The organism is Priestia sp. FW507-14D1A (assembly GCF_058781295.1).
This window is the reverse complement of sequence record NZ_JBYSWQ010000001.1, coordinates 1,113,797-1,132,960: the sequence shown is the minus strand read 5'-3', so window position 1 is coordinate 1,132,960 and position 19,164 is coordinate 1,113,797. Positions and strand designations below refer to the sequence as shown.

The 19,164-nt window shown below is 40.0% G+C and carries 15 protein-coding genes; 12 read left to right on the top strand and 3 right to left on the bottom strand.

Annotated features, from left to right (window positions below; all coding sequences use genetic code 11):
• Positions 1–200: 200 nt before the first annotated feature.
• Positions 201–989 carry a sporulation transcription factor Spo0A gene (gene spo0A / locus AC3WJG_RS06270; protein WP_013084985.1) on the top strand — a complete coding sequence of 263 codons (789 nt, stop codon included), beginning with the start codon at positions 201–203 and terminating at the stop codon, positions 987–989.
• Between the two features lie 386 nt (positions 990–1,375).
• Here spo0A and AC3WJG_RS06265 read toward each other — a convergent pair whose 3' ends face one another.
• Entirely contained in the window at positions 1,376–2,707 is a 1,332-nt protein-coding gene (locus AC3WJG_RS06265) for a peptide MFS transporter (protein ID WP_013084983.1), read from the bottom strand.
• Between the two features lie 312 nt (positions 2,708–3,019).
• Positions 3,020–3,172, bottom strand: a complete 153-nt coding sequence (locus AC3WJG_RS06260) for a YycC family protein (protein ID WP_013059130.1) — start codon at positions 3,170–3,172, stop codon at positions 3,020–3,022.
• 125 nt (positions 3,173–3,297) lie between these two features.
• Between AC3WJG_RS06260 and AC3WJG_RS06255 the strand changes: the two genes are divergently transcribed.
• Positions 3,298–4,026 (top strand): glycerophosphodiester phosphodiesterase, encoded by a 729-nt coding sequence (locus AC3WJG_RS06255; RefSeq protein WP_028410665.1) that lies wholly within the window; start codon positions 3,298–3,300, stop codon positions 4,024–4,026.
• A 12-nt stretch (positions 4,027–4,038) separates the two neighbouring features.
• Here AC3WJG_RS06255 and AC3WJG_RS06250 read toward each other — a convergent pair whose 3' ends face one another.
• The gene (locus tag AC3WJG_RS06250) at positions 4,039–4,290 is read right to left on the bottom strand and encodes a DUF2627 domain-containing protein (protein WP_013059128.1); all 252 of its coding nucleotides are present in this window, start codon (positions 4,288–4,290) and stop codon (positions 4,039–4,041) included.
• Positions 4,291–4,465: 175 nt separating this feature from the next.
• Between AC3WJG_RS06250 and AC3WJG_RS06245 the strand changes: the two genes are divergently transcribed.
• The 10 genes from AC3WJG_RS06245 to scpA all read left to right on the top strand — a co-directional run bounded on the left by AC3WJG_RS06245 (position 4,466) and on the right by scpA (position 19,151).
• Positions 4,466–6,535: a sigma-54 interaction domain-containing protein gene (locus AC3WJG_RS06245; RefSeq protein WP_028410666.1), complete on the top strand. Its 2,070-nt coding sequence runs from the start codon at positions 4,466–4,468 to the stop codon at positions 6,533–6,535.
• Between the two features lie 238 nt (positions 6,536–6,773).
• Positions 6,774–7,685, top strand: coding sequence for a phosphate butyryltransferase (gene yqiS, locus AC3WJG_RS06240; protein WP_028410667.1), 912 nt, complete (start codon positions 6,774–6,776; stop codon positions 7,683–7,685).
• Between the two features lie 12 nt (positions 7,686–7,697).
• On the top strand, positions 7,698–8,801 hold the full coding sequence (gene bcd / locus AC3WJG_RS06235) for a branched-chain amino acid dehydrogenase (RefSeq protein ID WP_013059125.1): 1,104 nt from the start codon (positions 7,698–7,700) through the stop codon (positions 8,799–8,801).
• A 96-nt stretch (positions 8,802–8,897) separates the two neighbouring features.
• Entirely contained in the window at positions 8,898–9,977 is a 1,080-nt protein-coding gene (gene buk / locus AC3WJG_RS06230) for a butyrate kinase (RefSeq protein WP_371400211.1), read from the top strand.
• 28 nt (positions 9,978–10,005) lie between these two features.
• Entirely contained in the window at positions 10,006–11,427 is a 1,422-nt protein-coding gene (lpdA, locus tag AC3WJG_RS06225; RefSeq protein WP_028410669.1) for a dihydrolipoyl dehydrogenase, read from the top strand.
• A 20-nt stretch (positions 11,428–11,447) separates the two neighbouring features.
• A complete protein-coding gene (locus tag AC3WJG_RS06220) occupies positions 11,448–12,440 on the top strand; it encodes a thiamine pyrophosphate-dependent dehydrogenase E1 component subunit alpha (protein WP_102812639.1) in 993 nt (330 codons plus the stop codon).
• 12 nt (positions 12,441–12,452) lie between these two features.
• Positions 12,453–13,436, top strand: a complete 984-nt coding sequence (locus AC3WJG_RS06215; RefSeq protein ID WP_013084975.1) for an alpha-ketoacid dehydrogenase subunit beta — start codon at positions 12,453–12,455, stop codon at positions 13,434–13,436.
• Between the two features lie 15 nt (positions 13,437–13,451).
• Positions 13,452–14,711 carry a dihydrolipoamide acetyltransferase family protein gene (locus AC3WJG_RS06210; RefSeq protein ID WP_028410670.1) on the top strand — a complete coding sequence of 420 codons (1,260 nt, stop codon included), beginning with the start codon at positions 13,452–13,454 and terminating at the stop codon, positions 14,709–14,711.
• Positions 14,712–14,971: 260 nt separating this feature from the next.
• Entirely contained in the window at positions 14,972–17,008 is a 2,037-nt protein-coding gene (locus tag AC3WJG_RS06205) for an acyl-CoA mutase large subunit family protein (RefSeq protein WP_337133921.1), read from the top strand.
• Entirely contained in the window at positions 17,001–19,151 is a 2,151-nt protein-coding gene (scpA, locus tag AC3WJG_RS06200; RefSeq protein WP_028410672.1) for a methylmalonyl-CoA mutase, read from the top strand. The genes AC3WJG_RS06205 and scpA overlap by 8 nt, the downstream gene beginning before the upstream one ends.
• Positions 19,152–19,164: the final 13 nt, after the last annotated feature.

Sequence of the window (19,164 nt, the reverse complement as noted above, 5' to 3'; positions counted from 1 at the left end):
AAAAATTATTGTCGTAAATGTACGAGAAAAACGTCGAAAAACAAAGAAAATAAGAGAAAATCGAATAAATTCCATTTAAAAGACTTTTTTCTAAAAAAATAAAGGAAATAATGTTGCATTGTCGAATTTGTCCTTTAGAATAAAGAATAGAGACACGTAGGAAACGACGTATAACATAAAGGACTGAGGAGGAAGCTGCATTGAAAAAAATTAAAGTATGCTTGGTTGATGATAATCGGGAACTAATTGGTTTGCTTGAAGATTATATTTCAGAGCAAGAAGACATGGAAGTAATCGGAGTAGCTTACAATGGACAAGAGTGTTTATCCATTTTAAAAGATAAAGATCCGGATGTTCTTGTATTAGACATTATTATGCCGCATCTAGATGGATTAGCAGTTTTAGGTCAGTTAAAAGAAATGAAAAAAGAAAATTATCCAAATGTCATTATGCTAACAGCATTTGGGCAAGAAGACGTAACGAAAAAAGCGGTTGATTTAGGAGCTGCTTATTTTATTCTAAAGCCGTTTGATATGGAAAACTTAGTGAATCATATTCGTCAAGTTAGCGGACAAACATCTTCATTTATGCAACGTTCATCTTCTTCCATGCGTTCACATCGCGACAGCAAACCAGCAAATTTAGATGCAAGCATTACGAGCATCATTCACGAAATTGGTGTACCTGCTCATATCAAAGGCTATTTGTATTTGAGAGAAGCCATTTCAATGGTATATAAGGATATTGAGCTGCTTGGGTCGATTACAAAAGTACTGTATCCTGATATTGCAAAAAAATATAATACAACGGCAAGCCGCGTTGAGCGTGCCATTCGTCATGCCATTGAAGTAGCATGGAGCCGAGGAAACATTGATTCCATTTCGTCATTATTCGGGTATACTGTCAGCATGTCAAAAGCGAAGCCGACAAACAGTGAATTTATCGCTATGGTTGCGGATAAATTACGCCTTGAACATAAAGCGAGTTGAAAGGGATAGGACTGCTGGAATTACGGGGTTTTGAGTGAGCTGATACCTTTTGTAATACAGAGTACATGCCGATAAATCTTTGGAATTTACACTAGATAGTAAACTAAAAACCAATAAACTTTTTACTGCAGGGCCAATGAATTTTACTCATTCATTGGTCTTTTTATTTTGTTTTAAGAGGTGAAAATATTGAGGTTAGAACGTGCATCTTGTTTTTCTTCATATCCATAGTGGAGTATTTTATTGAAATAATTTATTTAATTGTTATGAGGGTTTTGTGTTTGAAAGAAGATTTAGAAGATGCATTGAAAATTCATGTCCATATTTTAAATGGGATATAGATAAGTAAATTATAAAAAAGCAGCCTTCAGAAAAGGCTGCTTTTTTTAATCCATTAATTTAGCAATCGGTTTTGAAAGGAACAGAACAATAATTCCAAGTACAATTGTTACAGCTCCGATTAAGCTGAAGATATCGAAATAACCTAAAGACTGTGTATAAGATGCAAGAACACCCGCTAGCTTATTAGCAACAGCAGAGCTTGCCATCCATACGCCCATTAAAAGAGAAGCAAGCTTTAATGGAGCCAGTCTACTTACCATAGACAGCCCTACTGGCGAAATCATAAGCTCAGCTAGCGTGTGCAGGAAGTAAGTGAAAATCATGAACAGGATATTTACTTTTAAAGCTGGGTCATTACCAGTATACATAACGGCTGGAATTAAAATTAAGAATCCTAATCCCACTGTCACAAGTCCCATACCCATTTTTGTTGGCGTTTTGAAATCACCGCGTTTTGAATTTCCGAGCTTGTACCAAACTAGTGACATAATTGGTGCTAAAATCATGATAAACAGCGGATTCAATGATTGGAACCACTCTGTTGGAACCGTGAAACTACCTATTTGACGATTAATTTGATCTTGAGCATATAGCGTTAAAGAACTTCCGGCCTGTTCAAAAGCTGTCCAGAAAGCAATAACAACGAAGGCTAGAATAACGATAGCAACCGTTCTTTTCTTTTCTCGTGCTGACAGCGGAGCAGTTGATGTTTGAGATGCCGCTGCGTGAACTTTTCCTGTAGGCTCTTTCCCGATATCACCTAAGTAGCGATTAGCCAGTAGGTTAAATAAAATTTGTCCAACAACCATTCCGATAGCTGCTGTTAAAAATCCGTATTTGTAACTCATTAATCCAACAACTAACGGTGCGAAAAATGCACCAAAGTTAATACCCATATAAAAAATGGTAAAAGCACCGTCACGGCGAGGATCATTTTCTTCATAAAGATCTCCGACCAATGTGGAGATATTTGGTTTGAAAAATCCGTTTCCGATAATTAATAAAGCAAGTCCGATATACAAAGCGGCTACACTTTGATGAATGAAGATGGAAAAATTCCCGAGTGCCATAATCACACCACCGATAGTGATGGCTAGCCTTCTTCCGAGGAAGCGGTCTGTTAAATATCCGCCAATCATCGGCGTAATGTAAACAGCACTAGTGAATGTTCCATATAAGCTCAGTGCAGTTGCTTTATCTACCCCTAGTCCACCTTGAGCAGCGGTAGCAGTTAAATAAAGAACCAGAATGGCTCTCATTCCATAATAACTAAATCTTTCCCATGCCTCAGTAGCGAATAATAAGTACAGTCCAGGAGGGTGTTTTTTCCTAGACCCATTTGGCTGCTGATTTTCGTGTTGTACAGCTGCTTGCATAATGAAGTCCCCCTAAATTTTTCTCATACTATTTAATTCTTTTGTTTGAATTGATCAAAAAATCAGAATATAAGTACTGGAATAAATATAATGTCTTTTTATTTTAGTAGAAAAACAATAATTTCGTCAATGAAATTATATGGAAAAATCAAAAAATAATTAAATATACACAAAAAAGTATTAAATTACTTATTTAAAAGCATTTTTAAAAATACATTTATATTATTAAATATTCTAATATATGTTATAGGGAATGAAATGAGAAGGTAATACTATTTTTAGAAATGAAAATTCAAAAGAAAAAAGGATCTGTTATTCAGATCCTTTTTTATCTTCGCTCGCATTTAATTCAGCAAGTTTCTGCAGCAAAATATGCTGAGGCATATGCATTAATTGCTCTAGGGGGATATTTAATTGTTCCGCTAATTTTACGGCTGTATCCGGTGAAATTTGCAGTGGTCTCATACACAACAACCTCCTTTTGCATATAAAGTAATGAAAGTAAAAAAAGTATAAACAGTAAATTCGTGCTTTCACTATTAAGTAATGCTAAAGTTAATAATAAGTGATAATAGAGGAGTTGAGCAAGTATGTTTGTAATAGGTCATCGCGGCGCAGCTGGAACGTTTCCTGAAAATACGATGATTTCCTTCAAAGAAGCAGCGAGAGTTGGAGCACACGGAATTGAACTTGATGTGCATATGACAAAGGATGGAGAACTTGCTGTAATTCATGATGAAAAAGTAGATCGAACGACGAATGGAAAAGGGTATGTAAAAGATTTTACGTATCAAGATTTAAAAAAATTAGATGCGAGCTATAAGTTCAAAAAAAAGTATGGAGTATGTAAAATCCCCACGTTAAATGAAGTAATGGAGTGGGCTTCAAGTGAAGGAATTAGCGTAAACATTGAGTTGAAAAACAATATATTTGACTATCCATACTTAGAAATGAAAGTCTTGGATTTAATTTATTTATACAAGATGAAGGATCGAACGATGATTTCATCTTTTAATCATAACAGCTTAGCCCGAATTGGTTCTCTGGATTCTACGATTGAAACAGCTATTTTATATTCTTATCCGATGTATGAGCCTTGGGTATATGCGCAGCATCTTGGCGCAAAAGCTCTTCACCCTAATCAGCGTACCGTTAATGAAGTAAATGTAGCGGCTTCAAAAGATTGTCAAATTCCAGTGCGACCTTACACAGTAAATGATGTAAAAGTAGCTGAGCAGCTTCGAAAATATGGATGTGAATCCGTTATTACCGATTATCCAGAAAAAATGGTGAAGCAATTTGGAGGACGCTTTTCGTAAAAAAACATCGCATTAATGCGATGTTTTTTTATCTTTTTGAAATCTGTTTTGAACTTTGTTTCGCTTGCGGTCTCTGTGCAGAATAAAGCCGGCAACAAATCCAAGGCCGATTAAAAATAATAGAAGCCCGACTGAAAATTGCAAAAATAAAGAAGGGAACGGGGATTGCAGGATGCCAAAAATCATATCTCTCATAAGTTTAATGCCATAGCCAGCGAGTATACCGGGAATAAGTAAGATTAGCAGTGCGATAATTCGAACCATAAATGCTCCTTTCGCTTCTCTTTTTTAAAATGAATGCGTTTACATTTCGAAACCGTTATACTTGAATCATAAAAGAACTAAATAAATTGTCAAGAGCGTTTCTTTTTTTATATGATAGGTATATGCAATATTTTGCACGGGATATGTACATATTAAGTAGAAAAGGTGAAAAAATATGCAAAATGTGTTGATCGTTGGAGGAGGAAAAGGCGGATTAGCTCTTCTGAAAATCTTGTTGGAAACAGAATTTATGAAAGTGATTGGTGTAGTAGACGTACGAGCTAACGCGCCGGCTGTTTTGCATGCGCAAGAACAAGATATTTCAACCGGAATGAATTGGGAGCCTTATATGACAAAGCAGCTCGATGTCATTGTTGAAACAACAGGTAAACAAGGCGTCTTTCAACAATTGCAAAGAAGCAAACCCGCTGATGCACTGGTAGTGCCGGGATTGGTTGCTGAAATTATGGCAAATCTGATGGAGGAAAAAGAAGAGTTAATTCAGAGGTTAAAGCAAGAATCGTATAAATATGATCTTATTTTTAACGCAGCTCATGATGCGATGGTCGTGATTGATAGGAATGGATATATTACGCTATTTAATCAAAGTGCCGAGCGCTTGACGAACTTTTCACACAGAGATGTAATTGGCAAGCATCTTCATGAAGTCATTCCAAATAGTAAACTTGTTGATGTTCTTCATACAAAAACGATTGATCAAAATAGTGAATTTGTGTTAGATAGCGGACGCAAGGTAATTACGACTAGAATACCAATACTCGACGAGAATGGAGAGCTGTTTGGGGCCTTTTCCATTTTTAAAGATATTACGGACGTTGTCGGATTGGCAGAAGAAGTTACGAACTTAAAAGAAGTACAAACTATGCTTCAAGCTATTATTCAATCTTCTGAAGAAGCTATTTCGGTTGTCGATGAAGAAGGAAGAGGGATTTTAATTAATCCTGCTTATACGAGAATTACGGGTTTAAAAAAGACGGATATTATTGGTCAGCCCGCGACTGCTGATATCTCTGAAGGAGACAGTATGCACATGAAGGTGCTGCAAACAAGGCGTCCTGTTCGAGGTGTAAGAATGAGGCTAGGTCCGAGTAAAAGAGACGTGGTTGTCAATGTTGCACCCGTTATTGTCGACGGGAAATTAAAAGGCAGCGTTGGCGTTATTCATGATATGTCTGAAATTCAAGAGCTTACAAATGAACTCAAAAGAGCGCGTCAAATTATCCGAACGCTTGAAGCAAAATATTCATTTGCTGATATCATTGGGCAATCTGAAGAGTTTCAGTTAGCAATTGAGCAGGCTAGACTTGCTGCTAAAACACCAGCTACTGTTTTGCTTAGAGGTGAATCTGGGACGGGTAAAGAGTTGTTTGCACATGCGATTCATAATGCGAGCAGCCGAAAGTTTAATAAATTCGTCCGGATTAACTGTGCTGCGCTTTCTGAGTCTTTGCTTGAAAGCGAACTTTTTGGGTACGAAGAAGGAGCTTTTTCCGGGGCAAAAAGAGGCGGGAAACGCGGCGTTTTTGAAGAAGCCAATAACGGTAGCATCTTTTTAGATGAAATCGGGGAGCTCTCAGCTCATATGCAGGCTAAGCTGCTTCGGGTGCTTCAAGAAAAAGAGCTTATTCGCGTTGGAGGAACGACTCCTATTCCGGTGAATGTTCGCGTTATTGCAGCTACGAATGTGAATTTAGAAAAAGGAATGGCTGATGGAAGCATCAGACAGGACTTGTATTATCGGCTAAACAAAATTCCGATTCACATACCTCCTCTTCGGAAGAGAAAAGAGGATATTGGTGCGCTTGTTACACACTTAATTACAAAAATTAATCAAGATTACGGCCGGCATGTTGAAGGAGTAACAGAGCGGGCTTTACAGTCATTAAGATCATACGACTGGCCAGGAAACGTCAGAGAGCTTGAAAACATATTAGGCAGAGCGATTATTTATATGCACTATACAGAAACAATGATTGATTCTGTTCATCTCCCTTCACTTGAAGGTAAGGGCAAAAAAGAAAAAAATCAGGTGAATGAAGAGGTAGTATTCGAAGGGAAGACTTTAGCGCACATGATGGAAAATTACGAAGCGGAACTTATTCAAAAAGTGCTGCTTGCAAACGAATATAACCGAACGAAAACAGCAAAACAGCTCAATATTTCGCTGCGTTCTTTGTATTATAAGTTGGAAAAATACAATCTTGCAAATAACAGCATGCAATAAAATGCATGGTGTGCAATTTATTGCATATAAATAGAGAGGTATTCTTTTTTTCTATTTGGTGTTAGAATCAATAAAAAATTTTTTTTGTGCGTAAGAACCGATATAAGCAGCTATATTATGTAATATATGCAGTGGATGGCACAAATCTTGCATGTATTTTAGGTGACTGCATAAACGCGCAGTATGCTCTTTAAAACGGAGCAAAAGAAAGAATGAAAAAGGAGAGGTCGAACATTCCATGACTCTTGCTACCATCTTATCTCGGGTTGCTAAGCAGTCTTCTTTGACTGTTGCTGTTGCTGCAGCTGAAGACTTAGAAACAATTGAGGCAGTGTATGAAGCTGTGTCAAGGGAAGTTTCTGAATTTATTTTGTTTGGCAATGAAACGACAATTAATGAATTATTCAGGCAGTACCGCCCATCCTTACTCACTCATAAGGCTGTGACGGTCGTACATACGGAGTCCGTTTTAGAAGCGGCTCAATTGGCTGTGCGTTCAGTTCAGCAAGGTCAAGCTCATATCGTAATGAAAGGGAATTTATCCACATCGCTTATTTTAAAAGCTGTGTTAAATAAAGAGCATGGTTTGCGTACGGGAAATGTTTTATCACATGTAGCTGTGTTTGACGTTCCTCACTATGACCGTCCGATTCTTGTAACAGATGCAGCTATGAATATTACGCCGTCTCTGGAAGAGAAAGTTCAAATCATTCAAAATGCGGTGAACGTTGCCCACTCGATTGGGATCGAGATGCCAAAGGTAGCTCCTATTGCAGCGGTTGAAGTTGTGAACCCTTTGATGCCTGCAACAGTAGAGGCTGCACTTCTTACACAGATGAACCGCAGAGGACAAATTAAAGGCTGCGTTATTGATGGACCTTTAGCACTCGACAATGCCATTAATATAGAAGCAGCCAAGCAAAAAGGCATTCAAAGTGAAGTTGCCGGTCAAGCAGATATATTACTCGTTCCAGCAATTGAAACAGGGAACGTCTTATATAAATCCCTCATTTATTTTGCTAAAGCAAAAGTTGGAGCTATTCTAGCGGGAGCAAAAGCTCCGGTCGTCTTAACATCCAGAGCAGATTCATCAGAAAGTAAATTATACTCACTGGCGCTTGCTATCAGCGTCGCTCAACAGAATTCTTAGGAGGCACTAACAATGAAAATTTTTGACTATATGGAAACATACGATTATGAGCAGTTATTATTTTGCCAAGATAAAGATTCAGGCTTAAAAGCCATTATTGCGATTCACGATACAACAATTGGACCAGCCCTAGGCGGTACGAGAATGTGGACATATGAATCAGAAGAGGCTGCAATTGAAGATGCGCTTCGTTTATCACGCGGAATGACTTATAAAAATGCAGCAGCAGGCTTGAATTTAGGCGGAGGGAAAACGGTTATTATCGGAGATCCTCGCAAAGACAAAAATGAAGCGATGTTCCGTGCATTTGGTCGCTTTATTCAAGGATTAAATGGTCGATATATTACAGCAGAAGATGTGGGCACAACGGTAGAGGATATGGATATTGTATATGAGGAAACGGATTATGTAACGGGTGTATCTCCTGCTTTTGGTTCATCAGGCAATCCATCACCAGTCACAGCCTACGGTGTATACCGAGGAATTAAAGCAGCAGCAAAAGAAGCATTTGGAACAGATATGCTTGAAGGAAAAGTAGTAGCTGTCCAAGGCGTAGGAAACGTAGCATATAATTTATGCCGCCACCTTCACGAAGAAGGAGCGAAACTTATTGTAACGGACATTAATAAAGAAGCTGTTCAGCGTGCGGTAGAAGAATTTGGTGCGCAAGCAGTAGACCCGAATGATATTTATGGTGTAGAATGTGATATCTATGCTCCTTGTGCACTCGGAGCAACGATTAACGATGAAACGATCCCTCAAATAAAAGCAAAAGTTATTGCAGGGGCAGCTAATAATCAATTAAAAGAAACGCGTCATGGTGATTTAATCCATGAATTAGGCATTGTATATGCACCGGACTATGTTATTAATGCAGGAGGCGTTATTAACGTAGCTGATGAGCTAGTTGGATATAACCGTGAGCGTGCGCTGAAAAAAGTTGAAGGTATTTATGATAATATTGAAAAGGTAGTTGAAATCTCAAAACGAGATGGCATTCCAACCTATCTAGCAGCAGATCGCTTAGCTGAAGAAAGAATTGAAAAGCTGCGTCGTTCACGCAGTCAATTTTTACAAAATGGACAGCATATTTTAAGTAGACGTCATACGCGCTAATGTTTGAGCTGAAGGCTAGGCAAAAGGAATAAATGAAATCCTTTCGACCTAGCCTTCGTTTATGAGAATGATAAGGTAGGAGGACATTTGTTGGATATGCACGAATATCGAATGCTGATAATAAATCCGGGTTCAACGTCCACGAAAATTGGCGTGTTTCACAACGATAAACCAATTTTTGATCGAACAATCCGCTACGATTCACAGCAAATGAATCAGTTTGAGACGATATATGCACAGTATGAGTTTCGTAAAAACTCGATTTTAGAGGCACTTGATGAAGAAGGGATTAATTTATCTAAATTAAGTGCAGTATGTGGAAGAGGAGGGCTTTTACGCCCGATTGAAGGCGGCACATACGAAGTAAATGAAGCCATGCTCAAAGATTTAAAAGATGGTTATGCCGGCCATCATGCTTCAAATTTAGGCGGGATTTTAGCGTTTGAGATTGCGTCTGGATTAAATATTCCAGCGTACATTGTTGATCCAGTGGTGGTAGATGAGCTAAGTGACATCGCTCGTATCTCAGGAACTCCTTTTATGGAAAGGAAAAGCATCTTTCACGCGCTGAATCAAAAATCGGTTGCTCGAAAAGTGGCTAAAGAAATGAATAGCACATACGAACAACTGAACGTTATTGTTACCCATATGGGTGGAGGCATTACAGTCGGAGTTCATCAACGCGGAAAAGTAATTGATGTGAACAATGGCCTGCACGGTGACGGTCCTTTTAGTCCAGAGCGCGCTGGCGGTGTACCGGTTGGTGAATTAGTTCGTCTTTGCTTTTCAGGTCAGTATTACCGCGATGAGATTATGAAAATGCTTGTAGGAAAAGGCGGGCTTGTCGGTTATTTGGGCACATCTGACGTGCAGAAAGTCGAAGCGCTAGTGAAAAATGGAAACGAAAAAGCTAAGCTTATCTACGAAGCAATGGCTTATCAAATTTCGAAGGAAATTGGAGCTGCCAGTACGGTATTGCATGGAAAAGTAGATGCCATTATTTTAACGGGAGGCATTGCTTATTCAAAAGCGTTTGTTGAGCTGATTATTAATCATGTAAAGTGGATTGCAGATGTCATTGTTTATCCTGGAGAAAATGAGCTTCAAGCGCTAGCTGAAGGGGCTCTCCGAGTGCTTACAGGTGAAGAAGAAGTGAAGGAATATAAAGGCGCTTAATAGCGTTTGCAGAAAGGTGTGAAGCAGTGTGGCAAAAGAATATGATTTGGTCATTCTCGGCGGTGGAACCGGAGGGTACGTAGCAGCTATTCGTGCCTCTCAGTTAGGTCTATCAGTAGCGGTTGTGGAAAAAAATAAGTTAGGCGGCACATGCCTGCACGCAGGGTGTATCCCAAGCAAAGCTTTACTAAGAAGTGCAGAAGTCTATCAAACGGCTAAGAAAAGCAGTGAATTTGGCGTAGAAACGTCCAATGTACTATTGAACTATGCACGTGTACAAGAACGAAAGTCAGAAATTGTTTCACAGTTACATAACGGTGTTAAACAGCTAATGAAAAAAGGTAAAATTGACGTGTATGAAGGAATTGGACGTATTTTAGGACCTTCTATTTTTTCTCCTATGCCAGGAACCATCTCCGTCGAATTAAAAAGCGGTGAAGAAAACGAAATGCTTATTCCAAAGAATGTAATTGTCGCAACCGGGTCTCGTCCTAGAACATTACCTGGTTTAACGATTGACGGAGAGAAAGTAATCACTTCAGATGAAGCATTAAAGATGGAAACACTTCCTGCTTCTATTATTATTGTGGGAGGCGGCGTCATTGGAATTGAGTGGGCGTCAATGCTCACAGATTTTGATGTTGATGTAACGGTTGTGGAATACAGCGATCGAATTTTACCAACAGAAGATCAAGATATCTCCCGTGAAATGACGAAGCTTTTAAAAGCAAAAGGAGTTACTATTATTACTTCTGCTAAAGTAATGGCTGATACACTGTCTATTGATGGTCAGGTGAAAATTTCCGCTCAAGTAGGAGACGATATGCAAGAATATGAAGCAGAAAAGCTGCTTGTATCTGTAGGGCGTCAAGCGAATGTCGAAGGAATTGGTCTCGAGAATACTGATATTGTAGTAGAAAACGGTGTGATTGCCACGAATGATTTTTATCAAACGAAAGAATCTCATATCTACGCAATTGGAGATGTGATTGGCGGACTGCAGCTTGCACATGTAGCTTCTCACGAAGGAATTGTAGCTGTGGAGCATTTACATGGTGACAAGCCTTTGAAGATTGATTATACAACAATCTCTAAATGCGTATACAGCAGCCCGGAGGCAGCAAGTGTAGGATTAACAGAACAAGAAGCAAAACAGCAAGGATTTCAGCTGAAGGTTGGAAAGTTTCCGTTTAAGGCCGTTGGAAAAGCTCTTGTATATGGAGAGGCAGAGGGATTTGTTAAAATTATTGCCGATGCCGACACAAATGATGTTCTTGGTGTGCATATGATTGGACCTCATGTGACGGATATGATTTCTGAAGCGGGTCTTGCAAAGGTATTGGATGCTACACCATGGGAAATTGCTCATACCATTCATCCTCATCCTAGCCTTTCAGAAGCGATGGGAGAAGCTTCATTAGCTGTAGATGGAAAAGCGATTCATTTTTGATGATTAAAGGAGGTTTAAACATGACAAAAAACCGTCATGAATCATTAGGATTAACTGATGAACAAGTACTTGAAATGTACCGCACTATGCTGCTTGCAAGAAAAATTGATGAGCGTATGTGGCTATTAAACCGTGCAGGGAAGGTGCCTTTTGTTATTTCATGTCAAGGTCAAGAAGCCGCTCAAGTTGGCGCAGCTTTTGCCTTAAACAGAGAGAATGATTACATATTACCTTATTACCGCGATCTGGGTGTTGTACTAGCATTTGGAATGACCGCGCGCGATTTAATGCTTTCTGGGTTTGCTAAAGCAGAAGATCCAAACTCAGGAGGTCGTCAAATGCCAGGTCACTTTGGGCATAAGGAAAAGCGAATTGTAACAGGATCTTCTCCAGTTACAACACAGGTGCCTCATGCAGTAGGAATCGCTTTAGCAGGACGATTGGAGAAAAAAGACTTAGTAACGTTTGTCACGTTTGGAGAAGGATCTTCTAACCAAGGAGATTTCCACGAAGGCGCGAACTTTGCAGGTGTTCATAAGCTTCCTGTTATCTTTATGTGTGAAAATAACAAGTATGCGATTTCTGTTCCGGTTGAAAAGCAGCTAGGATGCGCAAAAGTATCTGATCGTGCGATTGGATATGGTATGCCAGGCTACACAATTGATGGAAACGATGTCCTTGAAGTATACCGAGTGGTAAAAGAAGCAAGAGATCGTGCATCCAGAGGAGAAGGGCCTACTCTTATTGAAACTGTTTCAGAGCGTTTGACTGCCCATTCAAGTGATGATGATGATCGTGCATATCGCGGAGCAGAAGAATTGTCTGAAGCTAAAAAGAGCGATCCGCTTTCGTACTTTGCGACTTATTTAAAAGAGGTTAACGTGTTAACCGATGAACGAGAAAAACAAATGCTTGATGATATTATGAACATCGTTAATGATGCAACAGATTATGCTGAAAACGCTCCTTATGCAGAAGCGGAATCGGCTTTAAAATACGTGTACGGTGAGTAAGGAGGAGAACATATGCCGGTTATTTCATATATTGATGCAGTAACAATGGCCATTCGTGAAGAAATGGAAAGAGATTCCCGCGTGTTTGTATTAGGAGAAGACGTAGGGAAAAAAGGCGGCGTATTTAAAGCAACCAACGGACTGTACGAACAGTTTGGGGAAGAAAGAGTTATTGACACACCTCTTGCAGAGTCTGCTATTGCAGGCGTAGGAATCGGAGCGGCAATGTACGGCATGCGTCCGATTGCTGAAATGCAATTTGCTGATTTTATTATGCCTGCAGTCAATCAAATTGTGTCAGAAGCAGCAAAAATTCGCTATCGTTCTAATAATGATTGGAGTTGTCCAATTACAATTCGAGCTCCTTACGGCGGCGGAGTTCACGGCGCTCTTTATCATTCTCAGTCTGTTGAAGCACTGTTTGCCAATACGCCAGGGTTAAAGATTGTGATGCCTTCTACGCCTTATGACGTAAAAGGATTATTAAAAGCAGCTATTCGTGATGATGATCCAGTTCTTTTCTTTGAGCATAAGCGTGCGTACCGTTTGATTAAAGGAGAAGTCCCTGAAGATGATTATGTACTTCCGATTGGCAAAGCAGATGTAAAGAGAGAAGGAGACGACATCACGGTTATTACATATGGTCTTTGTGTACACTTTGCTCTTCAAGCTGCTGAAAAACTGGAAGCAGACGGTATTTCAGCACACATCTTAGATTTAAGAACGGTCTATCCGCTTGATAAAGAAGCTATTATAGAAGCAGCATCTAAAACAGGTAAGGTTCTGCTTTTAACGGAAGACAACAAAGAAGGCAGCATTATGAGCGAAGTAGCAGCTATTATTGCTGAACACTGCTTATTTGATTTAGATGCGCCAATTCAGCGCCTTGCTGGCCCTGATGTTCCAGCTATGCCGTATGCACCAACAATGGAAAAATATTTTATGGTGAATCCAGATAAAGTAGAAAAAGCAATGAGAGAATTAGCTCAATTTTAAAAGGAGTTGTATCAATTGGCTATTGAAAAAATTACGATGCCGCAGCTCGGTGAAAGTGTAACAGAGGGTACAATTAGCAAATGGCTCGTTTCTGTTGGAGATCACGTAAATAAGTACGACCCGTTAGCTGAAGTCATGACGGATAAAGTAAATGCTGAAGTGCCTTCTTCTTTTAGTGGAACAATTAAAGAGTTAATTGCAGGTGAAGATGATACTTTGCCTGTAGGAGAAGTGATTTGTTTAATTGAAGTAGAAGGAACTGTACCTCAAGAAGAACAGAAAACGTCTGATAAGACTGTAGAAGAATCAGCGCCAAAAACAGCGGACAGTCAATCCAATAAAAGCCGATACTCTCCAGCTGTTATGCGCCTGTCGCAAGAGCATAATATTAATTTAGATGCCGTGACAGGAACAGGAGCGGGCGGCCGCATTACGAGAAAAGATATTTTAGCTGTTATCGAAAAAGGCGGAGCTGCTGAAGTGAAAGAAACACCTGCATCAACAGTTCAGCCAGAAGCACCTGTAGCAGCAGCTGCTCCAAAAACGCAGCAGCCCGCGCCGGTTGTGTCCGCAGCAGGAGATCAAGAAATCCCTGTTACAGGCGTGCGCAAAGCTATTGCAGCAAATATGCTTCGCAGCAAGCATGAAATTCCACATGCATGGACAATGGTTGAAGTTGATGTAACGAACTTAGTTTCTTATCGTGATGCATTAAAGACGGAGTTTAAACAAAAAGAAGGTTTTAACTTAACGTATTTTGCGTTCTTCGTAAAAGCAGTGGCTCAGGCTTTAAAAGAATTCCCTCAAATGAATTCAATGTGGGCAGGGGATCGTATTGTTCAGAAAAAGGACATTAATGTATCGATTGCTGTTGCAACAGACGATGCTTTATTTGTGCCGGTTATTAAACAAGCCGATGAAAAGACAATCAAAGGCATTGCGCGTGAAATTACCGAACTCGCGCAAAAAGTTCGTACGGGTTCATTGAAGTCTGAAGACATGCAGGGCGGAACGTTTACTGTTAACAACACAGGCTCATTTGGTTCCGTGCAATCAATGGGGATTATTAATTACCCTCAAGCGGCTATTTTACAAGTAGAATCTATTGTAAAACGTCCGGTTATTATTGATAACATGATTGCTGTTCGAGATATGGTTAACTTATGTTTATCACTTGATCACCGCGTGTTAGACGGCTTGGTGTGCGGCAGATTCTTGGCAAGAGTTAAAGAGATTTTAGAATCTACGTCTAAAGAGAATACGTCCGTCTATTAAAAAAGAGGCTGGCGCAAAACTGTTTTAGCTGAAGGAAGATCCGAACGATGAATTGAGATTCTTGATAGAGAATCCCACTCGTTCGGATTTTTTTATCGTGATGGTAAATGTAGGGTAATTATGTCCCCGTCTCGTTTTATTTTGAAGCAATGATTGAACAATTTGTAAAAGATGTATTAAAATAAAAGAAGAATCATCAAACTTCAAAGTGTAATCATCTAGGTCTAGCAGGCAGCTATTAACTGTAAAGGGGCATGGAAATGAAAACAAATACATTATCATTTCATGAATTTACACGTACACCTAAAGAAGATTGGGCACAGGAAGTTAGCAAAAACACCGCGCTCCGCTCAAAAGAAACGTTAGAAAACATCTTTTTGAAACCGCTTTATTTTGAAAGTGATACGGCACATTTAGACTACTTGCAGCAGAGTCCGGCGGAAATAGATTGTTTAAGAGGAGCCGGTAAAGAATCATACATACTAGGGGAATGGGAAATCACCCAAAAAATCGACTTACCTTCTATTAAAGAAAGCAATAAACTTCTTTTACACAGTTTGAGAAATGGACAAAATACGGCCGCTTTTACGTGCAGTGAAGCAATGAGGCAAGGAAAAGACATTGATGAAGCAACTGAAGCTGAAGTAGCCTCAGGCGCTACAATTTCTACTTTAGAGGATGTTGTTCATTTGTTTCAGCATGTAGCTCTTGAAGCTGTGCCTTTATTTTTAAATACGGGATGTACATCCGTTCCACTTCTTTCGTTCTTAAAAGCATACTGTGCTGATCATAACTTTGATATGAGACGGCTGACAGGTACGGTTGGAATGGATCCGCTCGGCACCCTTGCTGAGTATGGAAGAGTTCCACTTTCTACTCGAGATTTATACGATCATTTAGCTTACGCAACGCGTTTGGCTCACAGTAATGTTCCAGAGCTCAAAACGATCATTGTATCAAGTATTCCTTACCATAACAGCGGTGCAAACGCTGTTCAAGAACTAGCTTATATGCTTGCTACAGGAGTGCAGTATATTGATGAATGCATAAAACGCGGTTTGTCCTTACATCAAGTTTTACCTCATATGACCTTTTCGTTTTCAGTTAGCTCACATTTATTTATGGAAATATCAAAACTTCGTGCTTTTCGCATGCTTTGGGCAAATGTGGTTCGTGCTTTTGATGACACGGCCGTTTCAGTGCCGTTTATCCATACAGAAACGTCACATCTTACACAGTCTAAAGAAGACATGTATACAAATGCATTAAGGAGCACGGTTCAAGCATTTGCTTCTATTGTAGGAGGAGCCGATAGTCTGCATATTGAACCATATGATTCCGTCACATCTTCATCTTCTCAGTTCGCTCATCGCCTTGCCCGTAACACTCACTTAATTTTGCAGCACGAAACACATATATCAAAAGTAATGGATCCTGCCGGAGGCTCTTGGTACGTTGAAGCTTACACACATGAATTAATGACAAAAGCTTGGGAGTTATTTGGCAACATTGAAGACCACGGCGGAATGGAAGAAGCTTTAAAACAAGGGCGAATTCAAGATGAAGTTGAACAAATGAAAGTAAAAAGACAAGGGGATATAGAGTGCCGCATTGAGCGCTTGATCGGAGTCACACACTATGCTCCTAAGCAACAGGATGTATCTCAAGAGATAAAAAGCACGCCGTTTAAAAAAGAAGAAATAAAAATGCGTAAATACAGTGACCAGAACGCTTCGGAATTTTCATCAAACCTTTCGCTAGAGGACTATACAAAGCTAGCATCTAAAGGGGTAACAGCAGGGTGGATGCTAAAGCAAATGGCGAAGCAGACACAGCCTGACAGTATTGTGCCGCTCACTAAGTGGAGAGCAGCAGAGAAGTTTGAAAAAATACGGGTTCATACAAAGGGGATGAGCATTGGCATTATGGAGCTCACAGATCCTAGCAGCCGTAAAAAAGCTGAGATTGCCCGGTCTTTATTTGAAAGCGCAGGCTTTGCGTGTGAAACAATTAAAAACATAGATTCCTATGTCGAGATAGCAGATTGGATGAATGAACAAGAGCACGAAGCATATGTGATCTGTGGAAGTGATGAACTTGTGGAAAAGCTCTTAACGAAAGCGATGACTTATTTTGAGGAAGATTCCGTTTATGTGTACGTAGTAGGGGAAGAACATGTATCACGCAAAACGCAGTGGCAGCAAAAAGGTGTAATGAGCGTCATACATCCTAAGACGAATGTTATTCAATGCGTTAAGAAGTTATTATGTGCTTTGGAGGTAGAAGTTCATGTATAAAAAGCCTTCTTTTTCTAATATTCCATTATCATTTTCAAAGCAGCAAAGGGAAGATGACGTGGCTCAAAGTTCATTCACTGCCTTTCAAACAAATGAACAAATTGAATTAAAATCAGTATATACAAAAAAAGACAGAGATAGCCTCGACTTTATTCACTTTGCACCTGGTGTCCCACCGTTTGTGAGAGGACCGTATGCAACGATGTATGTCAATCGGCCTTGGACGATTAGACAGTACGCAGGATACTCAACGGCGGAGGAAAGCAATGCCTTTTACCGCCGAAACCTAGCTGCTGGACAGAAAGGGCTGTCTGTTGCTTTTGACCTCGCTACCCACCGCGGCTATGACTCTGATCATCCAAGAGTTGTTGGAGATGTAGGGAAAGCAGGTGTGGCAATTGATTCAATGATGGATATGAAGCAGCTGTTTGAAGGGATTCCGCTTGATCAAATGTCTGTGTCGATGACAATGAACGGGGCGGTGCTTCCTATTTTAGCTTTCTACATCGTAACAGCTGAAGAACAAGGCGTAAAAAAAGAAAAGCTGGCTGGAACGATTCAAAATGATATTTTAAAAGAATATATGGTGCGCAATACGTATATTTATCCTCCTGAGATGTCAATGCGAATCATTGCGGATATTTTTAAATATACAGCGGAGTACATGCCGAAATTTAACAGTATTAGTATATCAGGCTATCATATGCAAGAAGCAGGTGCTCCAGCAGACTTAGAGCTTGCTTATACGCTTGCAGACGGACTTGAATATGTACGAACCGGCTTGAAAGCGGGGATTACAATTGACGCATTTGCTCCGAGGCTATCCTTTTTCTGGGCAATTGGAATGAACTATTTTATGGAAGTAGCGAAAATGAGAGCAGGAAGGCTGCTATGGGCAAAACTAATGAAGCAGTTTGAGCCGGATAATCCTAAATCTTTAGCTCTTAGAACGCATTCTCAAACGTCCGGCTGGAGCTTAACGGAGCAGGATCCATTTAATAATGTTATTAGAACATGCGTCGAAGCTCTGGCTGCAGTATCAGGACATACGCAGTCGCTTCATACAAACGCACTGGATGAGGCGATTGCTCTTCCAACTGATTTTTCAGCTAGAATTGCCCGAAATACGCAGCTTTATTTACAAAATGAAACGGAGATTTGTTCCGTTATTGATCCTTGGGGAGGCTCTTATTATGTGGAATCATTAACGAACGAATTAATGATAAAAGCGTGGAAGCACCTTGAAGAAATAGAGCAGCTCGGCGGAATGACAAAAGCAATAGAAGCAGGCGTACCTAAAATGAAGATAGAAGAAGCCGCTGCGCGCAGACAAGCAAGAATAGATTCGCAGGCAGAAATTATTGTAGGTGTGAATCAGTTTGAGCCGGAGCAAGAAGAACCGCTTGATATTCTTGATATTGATAACACAGCAGTTCGAATGAAGCAGCTGGAAAAGTTAAAGAAAATACGCAGTGAACGTAACGAACGAGCGGTAATCGAAGCGCTTAATCGACTTACCAATTGTGCCAAAACAGGTGAAGGGAATCTCCTTGCTTTTGCGGTTGAAGCTGCGAGAGCTAGAGCTACACTAGGTGAAATTTCAGAAGCTATTGAGAAAGTGGCTGGAAGACATCAGGCTACTTCTAAGTCAGTCAGCGGGGTATACAGTGCGGAGTTTGTGCATCGAGATCAAATCGAAGAAGTTCGAAAGCTCACTGCTGAATTTTTAGAGGAAGAAGGAAGGCGCCCAAGAATTTTAGTCGCAAAAATGGGGCAAGACGGTCACGACAGAGGATCGAAAGTGATTTCAACAGCCTTTGCTGACCTTGGATTTGACGTTGATATCGGTCCTTTATTTCAAACGCCTCAAGAAACAGCAAGGCAAGCTGTAGAAAACGACGTACATGTGATTGGCATAAGCTCTTTGGCAGCCGGGCATAAAACGTTACTGCCGCAGCTTGTTGAGGAATTAAAGAAATTAGAGCGCGACGATATCGTTGTTATTGTCGGAGGCGTTATTCCTAAACAAGACTACTCATTTCTTTTAGAACACGGCGCTTCTGCAATCTTTGGACCTGGAACAGTAATCCCAAAAGCGGCCGTTTCCGTTTTATATGAAATAAAGAAACGGTTAGAAGAATAGTTGGTGAAGACAA